The sequence below is a fragment of the Streptomyces sp. NPDC001315 genome, assembly GCF_042896175.1.
Classification (GTDB): Bacteria; Actinomycetota; Actinomycetes; order Streptomycetales; family Streptomycetaceae; genus Streptomyces.
The window spans coordinates 15,141-31,881 of the sequence record NZ_JBIAWZ010000033.1 but is presented as its reverse complement, the minus strand read 5'-3'; the positions used below and the strand labels follow the sequence as shown (position 1 = coordinate 31,881).

The 16,741-nt window shown below is 72.9% G+C and carries 15 protein-coding genes; 7 read left to right on the top strand and 8 right to left on the bottom strand.

The features are described from left to right. Positions 1-32 precede the first annotated feature (32 nt). Positions 33-857: an AIM24 family protein gene (locus ACFY16_RS40875; RefSeq protein ID WP_390652313.1), complete on the bottom strand. Its 825-nt coding sequence runs from the start codon at positions 855-857 to the stop codon at positions 33-35. Positions 858-957: 100 nt separating this feature from the next. Between ACFY16_RS40875 and ACFY16_RS40870 the strand changes: the two genes are divergently transcribed. Then, entirely contained in the window at positions 958-1,701 is a 744-nt protein-coding gene (locus tag ACFY16_RS40870; RefSeq protein WP_390652312.1) for an SDR family oxidoreductase, read from the top strand. Positions 1,702-1,766: 65 nt separating this feature from the next. Here ACFY16_RS40870 and alc read toward each other — a convergent pair whose 3' ends face one another. Beyond that, a complete protein-coding gene (alc, locus tag ACFY16_RS40865; protein ID WP_390652311.1) occupies positions 1,767-2,891 on the bottom strand; it encodes an allantoicase in 1,125 nt (374 codons plus the stop codon). Between the two features lie 49 nt (positions 2,892-2,940). Beyond that, positions 2,941-4,281: an allantoinase AllB gene (gene allB / locus ACFY16_RS40860; RefSeq protein WP_390652310.1), complete on the bottom strand. Its 1,341-nt coding sequence runs from the start codon at positions 4,279-4,281 to the stop codon at positions 2,941-2,943. Between the two features lie 269 nt (positions 4,282-4,550). On the opposite strand from allB, the gene ACFY16_RS40855 reads away from it, so the two are divergent. Then, positions 4,551-5,354, top strand: a complete 804-nt coding sequence (locus tag ACFY16_RS40855) for an IclR family transcriptional regulator (RefSeq protein WP_390652309.1) — start codon at positions 4,551-4,553, stop codon at positions 5,352-5,354. Positions 5,355-5,377: 23 nt separating this feature from the next. On the opposite strand, the gene ACFY16_RS40850 is transcribed toward ACFY16_RS40855, so the two are convergent. Both ACFY16_RS40850 and ACFY16_RS40845 read right to left on the bottom strand, forming a co-directional pair. After that, the gene (locus ACFY16_RS40850) at positions 5,378-5,665 is read right to left on the bottom strand and encodes a DUF5955 family protein (RefSeq protein ID WP_390652308.1); all 288 of its coding nucleotides are present in this window, start codon (positions 5,663-5,665) and stop codon (positions 5,378-5,380) included. A 210-nt stretch (positions 5,666-5,875) separates the two neighbouring features. Continuing rightward, positions 5,876-7,681, bottom strand: coding sequence for a serine/threonine-protein kinase (locus ACFY16_RS40845; RefSeq protein ID WP_390652307.1), 1,806 nt, complete (start codon positions 7,679-7,681; stop codon positions 5,876-5,878). A 103-nt stretch (positions 7,682-7,784) separates the two neighbouring features. On the opposite strand from ACFY16_RS40845, the gene ACFY16_RS40840 reads away from it, so the two are divergent. Further along, complete coding sequence (locus tag ACFY16_RS40840) at positions 7,785-8,399, top strand: NTP transferase domain-containing protein (RefSeq protein WP_390652306.1); 615 nt, start codon at positions 7,785-7,787, stop codon at positions 8,397-8,399. Positions 8,400-8,586: 187 nt separating this feature from the next. Next, a complete protein-coding gene (gene aceB, locus ACFY16_RS40835; RefSeq protein ID WP_390652305.1) occupies positions 8,587-10,212 on the top strand; it encodes a malate synthase A in 1,626 nt (541 codons plus the stop codon). Between the two features lie 13 nt (positions 10,213-10,225). Here the strand turns inward: aceB and ACFY16_RS40830 are convergent, their stop codons facing one another. Genes ACFY16_RS40830 through ACFY16_RS40820 form a run of 3 tightly spaced genes read right to left on the bottom strand, consistent with a single transcriptional unit; the run spans position 10,226 to position 12,983 of the window. After that, positions 10,226-10,501 (bottom strand): SelT/SelW/SelH family protein, encoded by a 276-nt coding sequence (locus ACFY16_RS40830; protein WP_390652304.1) that lies wholly within the window; start codon positions 10,499-10,501, stop codon positions 10,226-10,228. Next, complete coding sequence (locus tag ACFY16_RS40825; RefSeq protein WP_390652303.1) at positions 10,498-11,412, bottom strand: HipA family kinase; 915 nt, start codon at positions 11,410-11,412, stop codon at positions 10,498-10,500. The genes ACFY16_RS40830 and ACFY16_RS40825 overlap by 4 nt, the downstream gene beginning before the upstream one ends. A 23-nt stretch (positions 11,413-11,435) precedes the next feature. After that, the gene (locus ACFY16_RS40820; RefSeq protein ID WP_390652302.1) at positions 11,436-12,983 is read right to left on the bottom strand and encodes an IucA/IucC family protein; all 1,548 of its coding nucleotides are present in this window, start codon (positions 12,981-12,983) and stop codon (positions 11,436-11,438) included. A 93-nt stretch (positions 12,984-13,076) separates the two neighbouring features. Between ACFY16_RS40820 and ACFY16_RS40815 the strand changes: the two genes are divergently transcribed. From ACFY16_RS40815 to ACFY16_RS40805, 3 genes are read left to right on the top strand one after another with little or no spacing between them, the layout of a single operon-like run. Further along, positions 13,077-14,627, top strand: coding sequence for an IucA/IucC family protein (locus ACFY16_RS40815; protein WP_390652301.1), 1,551 nt, complete (start codon positions 13,077-13,079; stop codon positions 14,625-14,627). 9 nt (positions 14,628-14,636) lie between these two features. Further along, complete coding sequence (locus ACFY16_RS40810) at positions 14,637-15,899, top strand: VWA domain-containing protein (protein WP_390652300.1); 1,263 nt, start codon at positions 14,637-14,639, stop codon at positions 15,897-15,899. Next, positions 15,899-16,702, top strand: a complete 804-nt coding sequence (locus ACFY16_RS40805; protein WP_390652299.1) for a hypothetical protein — start codon at positions 15,899-15,901, stop codon at positions 16,700-16,702. The genes ACFY16_RS40810 and ACFY16_RS40805 overlap by 1 nt, the downstream gene beginning before the upstream one ends. The last annotated feature ends 39 nt before the right edge of the window (positions 16,703-16,741 follow it).

Genomic DNA, 16,741 nt, shown 5'->3' with positions numbered 1-16,741 from the left:
CGTTGTCCGGGAGTTCGTACGAGCCGATCGCCTCAACCGGCGTGGGTCGAGAACAGCCCGCCCGTCGGGCCCTGCTTGTCGCCGCCCTGGGCCTTCTTCAGGGCGTTCGCGAGGCTCTCGATGGTGAGGGACTGGAGGATGACGCGGCCGTTGCCCTCCAGGGTGGCCAGGGACAGTCCCTCGCCGCCGAAGACGGCGTTCATGATGCCCTGGCGGTTGAGGCCGCCGACGCGCTGGACGCCGTACTGGATGCCCTCCTCGAAGGCGACGACGCACCCGGTGTCGACCTCGATGCGGCCACCGAAGTCGGCCGGGTTCAGGTCGATGAAGTTGCCCGCGCCGGCGATGATCACCGTGCCGTGGCCGGTGAACTTCTCCAGGACGAAGCCCTCACCGCCGCTCCTGCCGGTGCGGCCGCCCTGGAAGGCGATGCCGAAGTCGACGGAGGACTCGGCGGCCACGAAGGCGTCCTTCTCCGCGAACCACGCGCGCCTGCCGTCGAGCTCCAGGGCACGCATCTCGCCGGGCAGCACACCGGCGAAGCCCACGGTGCCCTCGCCGCCCTGGGCGGTGAAGTACTGGAACGCCAGCGACTCGCCCGCGAGGGCGCGCTGGCCGACCTGCATGGCCGTCCCCATGGCCTGCCGCAGCAGCCCGCCCATGCCGCCGGAGCCGCCCGAGCCGCCGCCCTGCGACTGCCCGCCGCTGTTCGACGGGCCGCTCAGGCGGGTCTCCATGGTCACGTTCGTCGTCTTGAACAGGAACTTCCCCGCCTCGCAGTACACGGTCTGGCCGGGGGACAGGTTGACGACCGCCATCTGCATGGCGTTGCCGACGATCTCTTGCTTAAGGGTCACGAGGACAGAACGCAGGACACGGAGGGAAGAGTTCCGGCCATGTGACATCGGTGTCCGTTCGCCGCCAGCACCTCGGGGGTGATGCCGCTGGGATGGAGCCATGACCTCACAGGGAATTCTGGACGGCAAAGTGGCTCTGGTCACCGGCGGCAGCCGGGGAATCGGCGCCGCGACGGCGCTGCGGCTCGCCCGGGAGGGCGCCGACGTGGCCGTCACCTACGTGAACGGAAAGGGGGCGGCCGAGGACGTCGTACGGGCCGTCGAGGCGTTGGGGCGGCGGGCGGTGGCCCTGCGCGCGGACTCCGCGGACGCGGACGAGGCGGCGGGGGCCGTGGAGCGTACGGCGCGGGCGCTGGGCGGGCTGGACGTGCTGGTGAACAACGTGGGTGTGGGCCTGCTCGGGCCGCTGGAGAGCCTGACGCCCGCCGATGTCGACCGTGTCCTCGCCGTCAATGTGCGCGGCGTGTTCCTGGCCTCCCAGGCGGCCGCCGCGCGGATGGCGGCCGGTGGCCGGATCATCACCGTCGGCACCTGCATGACCCAGCGGGTGCCGGGCCCCGGCGGAACGCTGTACGCGACGAGCAAGGCGGCCTTGATCGGCCTGACGAAGGCCCTGGCCCGGGAGCTCGGCCCGCGCGGGATCACGGCGAACATCGTCCACCCCGGTCCCGTCGACACGGACATGAACCCGGCGGACGGCCCGTACGCGTCCGGCCAGGCGGCGCTGACCGCGCTCGGCCGTTTCGGGACGGCCGACGAGGTGGCGTCGACGGTCGCGCACCTGGCGGGAGCCAGCTACGTCACGGGTGCGGAGTTCGCCGTGGACGGCGGCCACGCCGCCTGACGCGACGTGGAGCACGTCGGCCGGTGCTTGTCCGGCCGGCGTGCGCCACGCGCGCGTGGGGCGGGTCAGCCGCCCAGCTCCTGGTGGCGGGCCGCGAGGCGGCTCGCGCCGTCCTCCGTCAGGGAGCCGAACAGACGCAGCCGGGAGATGCCGCCGTCCGGGAAGATGTCCACGCGCGCGTGCGTGCCGACGGCGGGGGCCGGCAGGACGAAACGGTGGTTGGTGTCGGGCTGGAGGCTGGTGCGCGGGAGGATCTCGCGCCAGTCGCCCGCCCCGCCCTCACCGACGTCCCGCACGGACACCGACGCCCAGCCGGCGCTGTTGCCCTTCAGGTAGGCGGTGTCGATCTCGATCGCGCGGATCTGGGACTGGGCCGCCAGCCGGTAGCGGATCCAGTCGTTGCCCTGGTCGCGGCGGCGGCGGGTCTCCCAGCCGTCGTCCATCTTGCGGGAGCGGCCCGGCTGGATGGTGTTCGTCGCCGGGGAGTAGAAAAGGTTCGACGCGTCCTCGGCCCGGCCGCCGTTCTCCAGGGCGACCACGTCGAAGGTGCCGAGCACGGCCAGCCACTCCGGGTCGGGTACGACCTCGCCGTACACCCGCAGGCGCGCGATGCCGCCGTCGGGGTGCTGGTTGACGCGCAGGTGGGTGAAGCGCTGTTCGACCGAGACCGCGAAGCCGTTGGCGGCGTGGCCGCCGACCGGTGTACGGGGCACCAGCGTCGTCCACTTCACGTCGCCGGAGAGGAGCTCCTCCGGGGACGGGGAGCCCGCCACCGAGGCGCCCTCGACGGACACCGCCTGGGGGTAGTTGCCGCGGAAGTGGGCCGTGTCGACGACGATGCCCCGTACGACACCGGGCGCGCCGAGGCGGACCAGCGCCCAGTCGTGGTCCTCCGCCGTCGGCCACGGGTGCTCAGCCGAGGCGCCGCGTCGGCGGCGCGTCTCCCAGCCGTCCATGATCTTGCCCTTGTGCCCGAAGTGCTCGGGGTCGAACTCGGCCGGCCCGGGCAGCAGCAGGTTCTCGCGCTGGGCGAAGAACTCGTCGTTGGCGGCGATGACACCGGCGCCGAGCTGCCGGTCGGCGAGGTTGGCGTGGTGGGTGAAGGGGAAGTCGGCGGTGCGGTAGTCCGCGTACGGGTCGCCGCCTCCGTAGGGGTTCGCGTCGCCGGTGAAAGTCGGAGTCGCCGTCACGGTGATCAGGGGTTCCTTTCGGGAGTCGGCCGCTGCGGGTGCGGGCGGGTCAGGGGGTGCGGGTGAGGAGCCGGCCCTTCGGCTCGGTGAACTCGCCGTCGGCCACGATGCGTTCGCCGCGCAGCCAGGTGGACCTCACGACGCCGTACAGGGTCCGGCCCGCGTACGCGGTGACGCGGTTGCGGTGCTGGAGGGCCGCCGGGTCCACGGTGAAGGCCTCGTCGGGCGCGAACACGGCGAAGTCGGCGTCGCGGCCCGCCGCGACGGCGCCCTTGCGATCGTCCAGCCCCACCAGCTGCGCCGTACGCGTGGACATCCAGCGGACGACGTCCTCGAGGCCGTGGCCGCGTTCGCGGGCCGCGGTCCAGACCGCCGCCAGGCTCAGCTGGAGGCCGGAGATGCCGCCCCAGGCGGTGGCGAAGTCGTCGGTCTTCAGGTCGGCCGTCGACGGCGAGTGGTCGGTGACGACGCAGTCGATCGTGCCGTCCGCGAGCGCCTGCCACAGCAGGTCCTGGTTGGCGGCCTCGCGGATGGGCGGGCAGCACTTGAACTCGCTGGCGCCGTCGGGGACTTCCTCCGCGGTCAGGGTCAGGTAGTGCGGGCAGGTCTCGACGGTGATGCGTACGCCCTCGGCCTTGGCGGCGGCGATCAGCGGCAGTGCGTCGCTCGACGACAGGTGCAGGACGTGCACGCGCGCGTGGAGGCGCTTCGCCTGGGCGATGAGGCCGGCGATGGCGGTGTCCTCGGCGTCGCGCGGGCGGGAGGCGAGGAAGTCGGCGTACCTGGGACCGCCGTGCTGCGGGGCGGCGTCGAGGTGGTGCGGGTCCTCGGCGTGCACGATCAGCAGCCCGCCGAACCCGGCGATCTCCGCGAGCGACCGCGCGAGCCGGTCCTGGTCGAGGTGCGGGAACTCGTCCACGCCCGACGGCGACAGGAACGCCTTGAAGCCGAAGACGCCGGCGTCGTGCAGCGGGCCCAGGTCCTTGACGTTGTCGGGCAGGGCGCCGCCCCAGAAGCCGACGTCGATGTGGGCCTTGTCGGCGGCGACCCGCCGCTTCGTACGGAGGTTGTCCACGGTCGTCGTCGGCGGGAGGGAGTTGAGCGGCATGTCGACGAGGGTGGTGATGCCGCCTGCCGCCGCCGCGCGCGTGGCGGTCCAGAAGCCCTCCCACTCGGTGCGGCCGGGGTCGTTGACGTGCACGTGGGTGTCGACCAGGCCGGGCAGCAGGACGTCGTCGCCGAAGTCCTCCAGGCGCGCTGAGGACGGTACCTCGGCGTCGTAGGGCAGTACGGCCGTGATCTTCCCGGCGGAGACGGCGACCGAAGCGGCACGCGTCCCTTCCGGAGTGATGACGCGCGTCGAGCGCAGCACCAGTTCAGCGTCGGACACCCGGACCCCTCTCTCTGCCGCCGTTCGCTTCCGAGACGCGGGATTTACTTCCACGTAACGGAATTCAACGTTCTGTTGAAGGAGTCTTCACTCCCACCCTCCCGCCGTCAAGAGCACACTTCTCCACAGTGCGCCGGACGCGACCGCTCTGGACGTTTCCACAAAGCGGAATTAGAATTCCAGCAGGCAGAACGTAGCTCCACACAAGCGGGGAGTCGACCGACCGCCGGGTAGGCTGCTGCTCCCCCTGCCACCGAAAGGAACGCGCCGTGCCGACGTCCAGCGCCAGCACCACCGACTCCGCCAAGTCCGCCAGTGGTGGGGTCCAGTCACTGGAGCGCGCCTTCGACCTGCTGGAGCGGATGGCGGACGCGGGCGGCGAGGTCGGGCTGAGCGAGCTCTCCGCGACCAGCGGGCTGCCGCTGCCCACCATCCACCGCCTCATGCGCACCCTGGTGGCCTGCGGTTACGTACGCCAGCAGCCCAACCGCCGGTACGCGCTCGGCCCGCGCCTGATCCGCCTCGGCGAGTCCGCCTCCCGGCTGCTCGGCACCTGGGCCCGCCCCTACCTCGCCCGCCTGGTCGAGGAGACCGGTGAGACGGCGAACATGGCGCTGCTCGACGGGGACGAGATCGTGTACGTGGCGCAGGTGCCGTCGAAGCACTCGATGCGCATGTTCACCGAGGTCGGCCGGCGCGTCCTGCCGCACTCCACGGGCGTCGGCAAGGCCCTGCTCGCCGGCTTCCCGGACAACGAGGTGAGCGCCCTGCTCGCCCGCACCGGCATGCCCGCGGCGACGGAGAAGACGATCGTGACGCCCGAGGGCTTCCTCGCGGCGCTGGAGGACGTACGACGCGCCGGGTACGCGGTCGACGACAACGAACAGGAGATCGGCGTGCGCTGCCTCGCGGTCTCCGTGCCGGACTCCCCCACCGCCGCCGCGATCTCGATCTCCGGCCCGGCGGGCCGGGTCACGGAAGCGGCGACGGAGAAGATCGTGCCGGTGCTCCAGCAGGTGGCCGCCGAGCTGTCCGAAGCCCTGGCCAGCTCGGGCGGCGGCAACGGCGCGTAACGCGGCCGGAGACGCGCCGGACGTCAGCGGCGTGGGGGCTCACCGAAGACCTCCACCGCCGTGCGGACGTCCGACAGCCCCTGCGCCAGGGCGCTGACCGAGCCTATGGCGCCCGCGATCAGCAGCAGCGAGCGACGCAGGTGCGGTATCTCGGGGGCGCCCCCGAGAGCCATGGCGTTCAGTGCGGCGAGCTCCTCCTCGGCGATGCCCCGGTCGGGGAACTCGGCAGGGTGAGCGGCGAGTTCGCGGCGCAGCCGGGACACGGCGGAGCACAGCTCCGTCACCCGCGGATCGTTGTCGCTCCCGGTCACAGGCCTCTGCTCCACACTCCGCAACACAGTCCTCCCCCTCGCACGTCGTTGTGCGCGTTCCGTTCTGCCGCATGCCCCGCACCGGGCGCTGGTCGTGCGCCCGGCCGGTCCGTGAGGGCGCCCAGTAAACGCCACGCGAGCCCGCGGACGCCAGTCCGGCGCGTCGTCAACTTCCTTGCGTCACAGGGCCGTCGTACGGCTGTCGTGGGCCTAGAGCGCGCCGCGCCACACCTTCACGTCGAGGGTGACGTAGCGGCTCGGGTCGGAGTCGGGTGAGAGCCCCTGGTAGGTGACGAGGCCGACGTCCCCGGCGTCGGTGAGGACGCAGATCTGCTGTCCCTTGGAGAGGCTGTCGGTGCCCACGCTGGAGGCGTAGCGGGTCTCCGTGCGGCAGGTCTCCAGCGTGCCCGCCTCCGAACGGGAGAGCAGGATGAGCCGGCCGTCCGTCTGGATCGAGTCCGACTGCCAGCTGTAGCCGACATCGCTCTCCGAATCGTCCCCGACCGGCCTGAGCGCGTCGTCGGTGAACGTCAGGTGGTAGCTGTCGACGACGTTGACGCCCCTCTTGTCGAGGTCCGGCGCCGCCCCCGCGTCCACCGTGCTGCTCGCCGTTCCGGTCGGCTCGGGACTCGCGCTCCCCTGCCCGTCGTCGTCACCGGGCGTCCCGTCGTCACCGGGTGTCGTACTCGGGGTCGTGTCGTGTCCCGCCGGGCTCGCGGTGTCCCCGGCGCCCTGGGCCGACTGCGGGTCCTTGTCCGAGCCGTCGTCCTTGGTCAGGACGTACGCCGTCCCGGCCCCCGCCGCCGCGAAGACGAGGATCCCGGCCACCGCGGCCGCGACGAGGCGGCCCTTCCGGCGCGCCGGAGCGGGAGCGGGCACGGTCACGGCGGCCGACGGCTGGGTCGGCAGCTGGGGCACGGGGGTGGGCGGCGCGGTGGCGGGCCACGGCGCGGCCGGGCCGAAGCCCGGCGGGGGCGTGGTCGGGGTGGAGGCCTGCGTCGGCACGTAGCCGGCCGGCGGCGCGGCCGGTACGGCGGGAGCCATCGACGGCGCCGGCGGCACGGCCGGCGCCGCGGGCGGTGCGAGCGGCGGGGCCGGGGCGGCCACGCGGGAGGTGATGTCCGCGGCGACCGCGCTGGGCAGCCACTCCTCCGGGCGGCGCAAGGACGTCTCCGCGTTGGCCGCCTGGCACAGCGTGATCACGTCCATGACGGAGGGCCGGGCCGCGGGGTCCTTGGCGAGGCAGCGGGTGACGAGCTCCCGCACCTCGTCGGGCAGCGCGGTCAGCTCGGGGTCCTCGTGGACGATCCGGTACAGCACGCCGTGGCCGGTGCCCTCCCCGAACGCGGGGGTGCCGAGGGCCGCGTAGGCGGCGACCTGGCCGAGCGCGAACACGTCGGTCGCCGCGGTGACCTCCCGTCCCGCTGCCTGCTCGGGCGCCATGAAGGACGGGGTGCCGACGGTGACGCCGCTGCTCGTCAGCGAGGTCGCGTCCGCTGCCCGCGCGATGCCGAAGTCGATCACTCGGGGACCGTCGGAGGCCAGCAGCACGTTCGACGGCTTGAGGTCGCGGTGCACGATGCCGGCGCCGTGGATGACGTGCAGCGCCTCCGCGATCCCGGCGACGAGGAGCAGCACCGTGGGCACCGGCAGCGGCCCGTGCGCGCCGACCGCGTCGGCGAGCGAGGGACCGGGGACGTAGGCCGTGGCGAGCCAGGGCCGCGGCCCCTCCGTCTCGGCGTCGATCACGGGCGCGGTGTAGAGGCCCTGGACCCGCTGAGCGGCGTCGACCTCGTGCTTGAAGCGGCGCCGGAACTCGGGGTCCTCGCTGAACTCCGGCCGGATCACCTTGACCGCGACGGCCCTGCCGCCGGGTGTGTACGACAGATAGACCTTGCCCATGCCGCCCGCGCCGAGCCGCGCGGAGAGCCGGTATCCGGCGACCGCCTCGGGGTCCCCCGCCTCCAGCGGCTTGAAGACTCCCTCGTTCGCCGCCGCATTCGCTGCCGAGTCCAACTCACGCTCCCCAGTGCCCACTTCGTCCCCGGTCCTCGTATGGCGTCATCCAACCCCATGCGCCGCTCCGGCCACCACCCGCACGATGCGGTATGCAGGGTCCATGACGACACCTGAGACGACCCGGGAGACGCCCGCGGTTGCGGGGCTGCTGCTCGCCGCGGGCGGCGGACGGCGGCTCGGCGGCCGGCCCAAGGCACTGCTCACGCATCGGGGGCGGCCGCTGGTGGAGCATGCGGTGGCGGTGCTGCGTGCGGCCGGGTGCGACCGCGTCCACGTGGTCCTGGGGGCACAGGCGGCCGCCGTACGGGAACGGGCGGAACTCGGCGACTGCGTGCTGGTGGACAACCCGGAGTGGGAGCGGGGCATGGGCACCTCACTGCGGGCCGGACTCGACTCGCTCACCGGGACGGGCGTACGGGCGGCGCTGGTCTCGCTCGTCGACCAGCCCGGCATCGGCGCGGAGGCGGTGGGGCGGGTCCTGGCCGGGTTCCGGGACGCGACGTCCCTGGTCTCGGCCGCCTACGAGGGCGTGCGCGGCCACCCCGTTCTGTTCGGCGCCGACCACTGGGCGGGCATCGCCGCGACTGCGACCGGGGACCGGGGGGCACGCGGCTACCTGACGGAGCACGCCGAGGCGATCACGCTCGTCGAGTGCGGGGACGTGGCCCGGCCGTACGACATCGACACGGAAGCCGACCTGGTCCACCTTGAGTGAGCGGGATGGCACCGAGCGCCACCTTGCCTCGACTCGGAGAATCTCGACATCAACAAAACATTGAACTTCCACCATGAGGAAACTAGTATCCACTGTTCAGAAGCGCCCGCCCGCTCCTCGGGCGTTCCTTCCCCTACCCGGGTCGACTGGCACCCGGTGCCACGCTCGCTGAAGGAAGTGACAGCTCATGTCCGCACCAGCGCCGTCCCCGCTGGCCATCGTCGACGCCGAGCCCCTGCCCCGGCAGGACGAGGTTCTCACCGACGCCGCGCTCGCCTTCGTGGCCGAGCTGCACCGGCGTTTCACGCCGCGCCGGGACGAGCTCCTCGCCCGCCGAGCGGAGCGCCGCGCCGAGATCGCCCGCACCTCCACGCTCGACTTCCTCCCGGAGACCGCGGCCGTCCGCGCGGACGACTCCTGGAAGGTGGCCCCGGCCCCCGCGGCCCTGAACGACCGCCGGGTGGAGATCACCGGCCCCACCGACCGCAAGATGACCATCAACGCCCTCAACTCGGGCGCCAAGGTCTGGCTCGCCGACTTCGAGGACGCCTCCGCGCCCACCTGGGAGAACGTCGTCCACGGCCAGCTCAACCTGAGCGACGCCTACACCCGGAACATCGACTTCACCGATGAGCGCACCGGAAAGTCGTACGCCCTGAAGGCCGATGCCGAACTCGCCACCGTCGTCATGCGCCCGCGCGGCTGGCACCTGAACGAGCGTCATCTCGTCGACGCCGACGGCACGCCGGTCCCCGGCGCCCTCGTCGACTTCGGCCTGTACTTCTTCCACAACGCCCAGCGCCTGCTCGACCTCGGCAAGGGCCCGTACTTCTACCTCCCGAAGACGGAGTCGCACCTGGAGGCCCGCCTCTGGAACGACGTCTTCGTCTTCGCGCAGGACTACGTCGGCATCCCCCAGGGCACCGTCCGCGCCACCGTCCTCATCGAGACGATCACGGCGGCGTACGAGATGGAGGAGATCCTCTACGAACTCCGCGAACACGCCTCCGGGCTGAACGCCGGGCGGTGGGACTACCTGTTCTCCATCGTCAAGAACTTCCGTGACGGCGGGGCGAAGTTCGTGCTCCCGGACCGCAACGCCGTGACGATGACGGCCCCGTTCATGCGGGCGTACACCGAACTCCTCGTCCGCACCTGCCACAAGCGCGGCGCGCACGCGATCGGCGGTATGGCGGCGTTCATTCCGTCGCGGCGCGACGAGGAGGTCAACAAGGTCGCCTTCGAGAAGGTCAAGGCGGACAAGGACCGCGAGGCGAACGACGGTTTCGACGGGTCGTGGGTGGCCCACCCGGACCTGGTGCCGATCGCCATGGCCTCCTTCGACGCCGTGCTCGGCGACAGGCCCAACCAGAAGGACCGGCTGCGCGAGGACGTCCACGTCGAGGCGGCCGACCTGATCGCCGTCGATTCGCTGGACGCCAAGCCGACGTACAACGGGCTGGTCAACGCCGTCCAGGTCGGCATCCGCTACATCGAGGCCTGGCTGCGCGGCCTCGGCGCGGTCGCGATCTTCAACCTGATGGAGGACGCGGCCACCGCCGAGATCTCCCGTTCGCAGATCTGGCAGTGGATCAACGCGGGTGTGGAGTTCGAGAACGGCGAGAAGGCCACGCCGGAGCTGGCCCGAAAGGTCGCGGCGGAGGAGCTGTCGAACGTCCGCGCGGACATCGGCGAGGAGGCCTTCGCGGCCGGCCACTGGCAGCAGGCCCACGACCTGCTGCTGACGGTCTCCCTCGACGAGGACTACGCGGACTTCCTGACACTGCCCGCCTACGAGCAGCTCAAGGGCTGAGCCCTCAGCACCCTCACCTGTCCGAGTGGCCCAGGGACTTCCCCGGGGCCACTCGGTCGCGTACGGCCTTCTTGACCTCCGTGGGCTCCGGGAAGCCCTGCTCACGCCGGTCCCACACCATCTCGTCGTTCACGCGGACGACGAAGACCCCGCCCTTGCCCGGCTTCAACGACAGCTCGGTCAGCTCGGCCTCGAAGGTCGTCAGGAGCTCCTGCGCCAGCCAGGCGGCTCGCGGCAGCCAGCGGCACTGGGTGCAGTACTCGATCTCCACGCGCTGGACGTCCGTCATCCCAGGTGCACCGACCAATCCTGTTCAGCGGCCGGCTTGCCGTGCAGGTCGGGGACCCGCTTGAGCCAGTTCGGCCGGCCTTCCTGTGTCTTCGCCGCCCGCCGGGCCTCCTCGGCGGCGAGCTCCTCCCGGCTGGGGAAGTCGGTGGGCAACCAGGCCTCGGAGGCCCGCACGCGCGCGTGGAGGTGATCCACGTAGGCGGTGCGGGCGTCGTCGGGCGTGGCGAAGTCCGGCTCGCCGGCCAGCCAGGCGTCGGGGACCTCGGCGACGACCTCGCGCAGCAGTTCCTCGGTCACCCTGGGGGCCAGTTCGGCGTCGGCGGCCCGGGTGTCCGGCGCGTACTGGCCGAGGGCATGGTGCCGGAAGTCGTACGCCTTCGAGGGCGCCGCGGCGTACCAGCGGTGGTGGAAGACGAGCGCGGCCCCGTGGTCGATGAGCCACAGGCGCGGGGGCGCGGTCCCGAACGTGGGCCACACCATCAGGTTGGAGCTGTGGACCGTGCGGTCGACGTTCACGGTCAGGGCGTCGAGCCAGACGACCTTGCCCGCCTCCAGCGGATCGACGGGGAACGTCCTGGCCACCTCGGGCGTGAAGTCCTTCGCGCCCGGCAGGTAGTCCATGCCGAGGTTGACGCCCGCGCTGGCGTTCAGCAGGTCCCGGACCTCCTGGTGCGGTTCGTGCGCGCCGATCTCCGGGTCGAAGCGCACCAGGACCAGCTCGGGGAACCGCAGCCCGAGCGCGCGGGCCAGCTCACCGACGATCACCTCGGCGACCAGCGCCTTGCGGCCCTGCGCGGAGCCGGTGAACTTCACGACGTAGGTGCCCAGGTCATCGGCCTCGACGACTCCGGGCACGGAGCCGCCGGACCGCAGAGGGGTCACGTATCGAACAGCAGTCACATCCCGCAGCACACCGGCCAGGGTAAGCCAGCCGCTCACCCTGCCCCGGCCAGCGGGTTGGACAGCGGCAGGTAGCGCGCCTCCGCGCCGTCCGCGCCGGTCCAGCGCAGCAGCAGGTTCGTCTTGCCGGGGAGGGTCGGCGAGGCGAGCAGGGCCTCGATCTCGGGGAGGTCGTGGCGGGCGAGTTCCCGGCGGGCGGCGGGCCAGGGGTCGAGGCCGGGGTGGCGTTCGGCCAGGGCCCCGGCGACCTCGGTGAGGTGGTTGACGACCAGGCAGTACACCAACCGCTCCCAGCCGGCCGCCCGGGACACGTCCGGCAGCAGCTTGACCCCCTCGGCGTCCCGGAACAGCGCCTGCACCGGCGTGCCGTCGGCGTCGACGGCGACCAGCGTGTTCTGCAGGTGCGCCTCCAGTACGACGCCGTGGTCGGCGAAGGCCGCGAGGGCCGGGGGTACGACGGCGCCCAGGTACGCCCCCCACCAGGCCGCCGGGTCCGCCGTACGGTCCAGCGGGCTGCCCGCGAAGCCCTCCACGAGGCCCGCTGCGAGCAGCGGCGTCGCGCCGGGGCGGACGTGGTCGCGCAGTCCGTCGCGGACCAGCACGGCCAGCTCCTCGAAGGCGAAGTCGGCGGTGCGGTAGCCGCGGTCGCTCAGCCAGGCCGCGGATCCGTCGGTCGACGCGAACGCACGTGCGACCGCGGCATCGGTGCGGCGCAGTTTCAGCAGGTCGTGGCGCCACAGCCGACGGATGTCGTTGGTGATGCGGACGTCCAGGCTGAACTTCAGGAACAGGTCGCGCTCGGGGGCGTACAGCGTGCGTATCGCGGCCGTCGGCCACGCCTCGGACGCGGTCGCGCCCAGCCGGATCAGACGGCCGTCGGCGAAGGCGGGGGCGAGTTCACGGCCGACGAGGTCGAGCTGCCAGGGGTGGGCGGGCAGCAGCCGGTACCCGGGCGGGGCCTCGCCGAGGGAGTCGAGGGCCGAGGTGTCGCCCTCCTCGACGACGGTGTCCTCGCGCACACCGAGCAGCACCAGCGGGAAGCGGGCGTACGCCTCGGGGGCGTACGGCAGCCAGCCGGCGACCGGGCCGCCGCCGCGCGCCTTCGGGGCCGGGTGGTGGGGGTGGCCGGTGATCAAGGACTGCTCGGAGCGCAGGTAGAGACCGTCGGGCGGGGTGGCGCGGGCGCGGGCCGCGAGCAGTGCGGCGACCGCCTCCCGGCTGTCGATCATCTCGGCGGGCAGTTCGTGGTTGGACAGGCCGGTGTGCCCGCGCAGCTCCTCGGCGACGAGTTTGACGAGCTCGGTGTGGCCGAGGCGGTGCCAGGCGCCCGCCGCGTGGACCTCGGGTTCGGCGGGCCGCCGCGTCCCGCGCACCCGCAGCAGACGGCCGCTGGGGAGCCGGTGGACCGGTCGCCCGCCGGGGTCGTCCAGCGGGCGGGCCACCTCGCGCAGCAGACAATTGAGCAGGGGCGCGGCCGCGTACGCGTCGGCCAGGTCGGCGACGCCGTCGAGCACCGCGGCGGCGCCGTGGTGCGGTACGGCGTCGCCGCCGGCGTGCGGAGGCAGGAGGTCCACGCGATCCACTCGTTCCCTAACGGTCCAGTCGGGCGGAGACGATCAGTATCGCTGTCCTCACCGCCCGCCGTGACGCCCTACTCGTACCCGAGGAGCCCGACCGTGTACCGACCCCCCAACGCCGAGGCCGAGGTCGCCGCCGAACTGGCCGCCGTACGCCCCGACCTCGTGTCGCGGTTCGCGGCCGAGCTGCCCGGTGCCCGGGCGGCCGTCCTGACCCGGCTGTGGCGTGCGCTGACCCATGAGCCGCTGCCGTGGATCACCCGCCGCGAGCCCGGCCGGGACGGGGTCGCCCTGCGTCTCTCCGACGGCCGCCGGCTGCACGGCCCGGCCCCGGACCCGTACGCCACCGCCGCGTACGTCACCGCCGTCCGACTGGAGGAGGTGGCGTACGACCGTCCGGAGCTGCTGCTCACGGCGCTCGCCGTGCCGCACGGCGCGGCCTTCGCGGCGGAACTCGGTCACAGTGTCGCGTCGCTGGCGCTGTCCCGGGCCGGTCAGCCGGACCACACGGACGAGTGGCCCGCGAGCGGATGGGAGTGGGAGCAGCGGGTGGTCGACGGGCATCCGTTTCACCCCAACTGCCGTTCCCGGCCCGGTTTCTCGGTGGCCGAGCAGCTCGCGTACGGGCCCGAGCACCGGCCACTGGTCGAGCTGGGGCTGGTGCCGGTGGCGGCCGACGAGTGCCTGGTGACGGGCGCGTGGCCGGAGTGGCTGCGGGACGGGGAGCGCGTGGTGCTGCCGGTGCATCCCTGGCAGGCGGCGCACGTGCTCGAGCGGGCCGGTGACGCCGGGATCGCCGCGCATCCGCTGATGTCCCTGCGCACCCTCGCCCTGCCCGGCGGGCCGCACGTGAAGACGGCGCTCAGTGCCCGGCTGACGTCCTCGGTGCGGGACATCTCCGTCTCCTCGGTCTCGATGTCGGCGACCCTGTCGGCGTTCGCGCAGGCGCTGGCGGCGCGCACGGACGGCCTGCTGCACGTCACCCGCACGCTGGGCGCGGCCACGGCGAACTCGCCCGACCTGGCGGCCGTGCTGCGGGAGTCGCCGCAGGTGTACGCGGCGCCGGGCGAGCACGTGGTGCCGGTGGCCGCCCTCGCCACCACGAAGCTGCCGCAGTCCCCCGGCTGGCTCGCCGAGTTCACCCGGCTCGCGCTCACGGTCGGGCTGTGCCTGCTGGAGCTGGGTGTCGCCCTGGAGGCGCACGGCCAGAACCTCCTCGTGGTGCTGTCGGAGACGGGCACCCCGCTACGGCTGGTCTACCGCGACCTCGCCGACATCCGCGTCAGCCCGGAGCGGCTGGCCCGGCACGGCATCCCGCTCCCCGAGCTGACCGGACGGATCGTCACGGACGACGTGACGACCCTGCGGCGCAAGCTGTTCGGTTCGCTGGTGGCGGGCGCGCTGGCCGGGACGGCCGGGTCGGCGGGCGCGCTGCGCGAGGCGCTCGAGACAGCCGTACGGGATCTGCCGCGCACCCCGGACCTGGTGGCGCTGCTCGAAGGGCCGCTGCCGACGAAGGCGTTGACGCTGATGCGGCTGTCGCCGGGGGTGGCCGGGGACCAGTGGGCGCAGCTGCCCGGTCCGTTCGGGACGGGCCCGTTCCGAGGCGAGGCGAACCCCGCTTTGTGGCGAGGCCTGTCTGATCAATAAGATCCGCCGATGATCAGAACACAACGGCTGGCGGCGGGGATCTGCGCCCTGCTCGCCGCGCTCACGGCCGGGATCGCGTTCCCGGCCGGGGCGGTCGCCGACGAGACCACCGCCGACGCACCGAAGGTCGACCTCGTCCTCGACGTGAGCGGGTCGATGCGCGCGAACGACATGGACGGCACGTCGCGGATGGCCGCGGCGAAGCAGGCGTTCAACGAGGTGCTGGACGCGACGCCCGAGGAGGTCCGGCTCGGGATTCGCACCCTGGGCGCCAACTACCCCGGCGACGACCGCAAGACGGGCTGCAAGGACACCGCGCAGCTCTACCCGGTCGGCCCGTTGGACCGGACCGAGGCGAAGACGGCGGTGGCGACGCTGACGCCCACCGGCTGGACGCCGATCGGTCCCGCCCTGCTGAAGGCGGCCGACGACCTCGACGGCGGCACCGGCTCCAAGCGCATCGTGCTGATCAGCGACGGTGAGGACACCTGCGCCCCGCTCGACCCGTGCGAGGTGGCCCGCGAGATCGCGGCCAAGGGCATCGGCCTCACCATCGACACCCTCGGTCTGGTGCCGAGCACAAAGCTGCGCCGGCAGCTGAGCTGCATCGCCGAGGCGACCGGCGGCACCTACACCTCGGTGGAGCACACCGACGAACTGACCGACAAGGTCAACCAGTTGGTGGACCGGGCCGCCGATCCGGTGGTGACGCCGGTCGCCACGGAGGGCGCGGCCTCGTGCACCGAGGCGCCGGCCCTGAAGTCCGGTCTGTACACCGACCGCGAGGAGTTCGGCCAGGAGCGCTGGTACCGCGTGGACGTGAACCCCGGCCAGGAGCTGCGCGCCTCGGTGAGCGTGGCGGCCGACCGGGCCGTGAACCCCGACTACGGGGTGCTGCTGCGGGCGGTCACCGTGCACGCCCGTGAGATCGTGCGCGGCGAGGCGGCCGGCAACGGCCGTACGGACGTCATCTCGACCGGGCTGCGTTACCCGAAGGCCGAGAGCGACGAGGACGCCGCGCCCGCCGAGACGGTGTGTCTCCAGGTGACCAACTCCTTCTCCGCGGCCTCCGGGGTGAAGACCACGCCCGGTCTGCCGCTGGAGCTGACCGTCGACGTCGTGGACGGCCCGTCCCAGGCGAGCGACGTGGCCTCCTTCGGCCTCGGCCGCGGCTGGTGGCTGCTCGGTGCGCTGATCCTGGCCGGCTTCCTCGCCGGTGTGCTGTGGGGCTGGCTGTCGCGCTGGCGCGTCGCGGTCTGGAGGACCAACTGATGCGAATCACACGTGTGTCGATCCTGGCGCTGCTGACGCTGGGGCTGGCCGCGGGCCCCGCGGCGGCCGACTCCTCGCCCTCCGCGAGTCCGTCCGACGACGGCAAGGCGCCCACCTCGGCGGGCACGTCGTTCCGTACGGCGACCGAGATCGAACAGGGCCGGACGGCCACGGCGAGCGGTTCCGCGGGCGACTACCTGTACTGGTCGTTCCCGGCGGACGCCGGACAGCGGCCGACCGTGAAGGCGACGGTGAAGCTGCCGGAGTCGCACGCCGGCCAGTCCTGGCAGATCGACGTGTACGACGGTCTGCGCCGCCGCCAGGCCTGCCAGTACGGGGCGCAGACGCGCACCGCCTCCCAGGACGCGACCTCCGTCGACCTGGCCTGCACCCTGCGCACGGTGCGCGCCTGGTCGGAGGCCTGGGACAACGACCCGCTGCCGGGCACCTACTACGTCCGGCTCACGGTCGTGGGCCTGACGACCGCCGACCTGGGCCTGCCGGTGAACGCCGAGGTGCGGGTGGACTCCAAGGACATCGGCGGCTCGGCCGCGGTGGACGGCTCGCTGGCGAAGCCGCTGGTGCCGGGGATCGCGGTCAAGTCCGAGGCCGAGTCCGACGATTCGACGACGTCGGCGGTGCTGTCCAGCATCGAGCCCGACGACGGCTGGTCCTCCGGCTGGTGGTCCGACCGCTGGGTGTGGACCGCGCTGGGCGGAGTGCTGGCCGCGCTCGCGGGCATCGGCGGGTACGCGCTGACGCGCGGTTCGGGACGGCCGTCCCGGGTGCCCCCGACCGTCTGACCCCCACCAGAAGGCCCGTCGCACCCCTGCGGCGGGCCT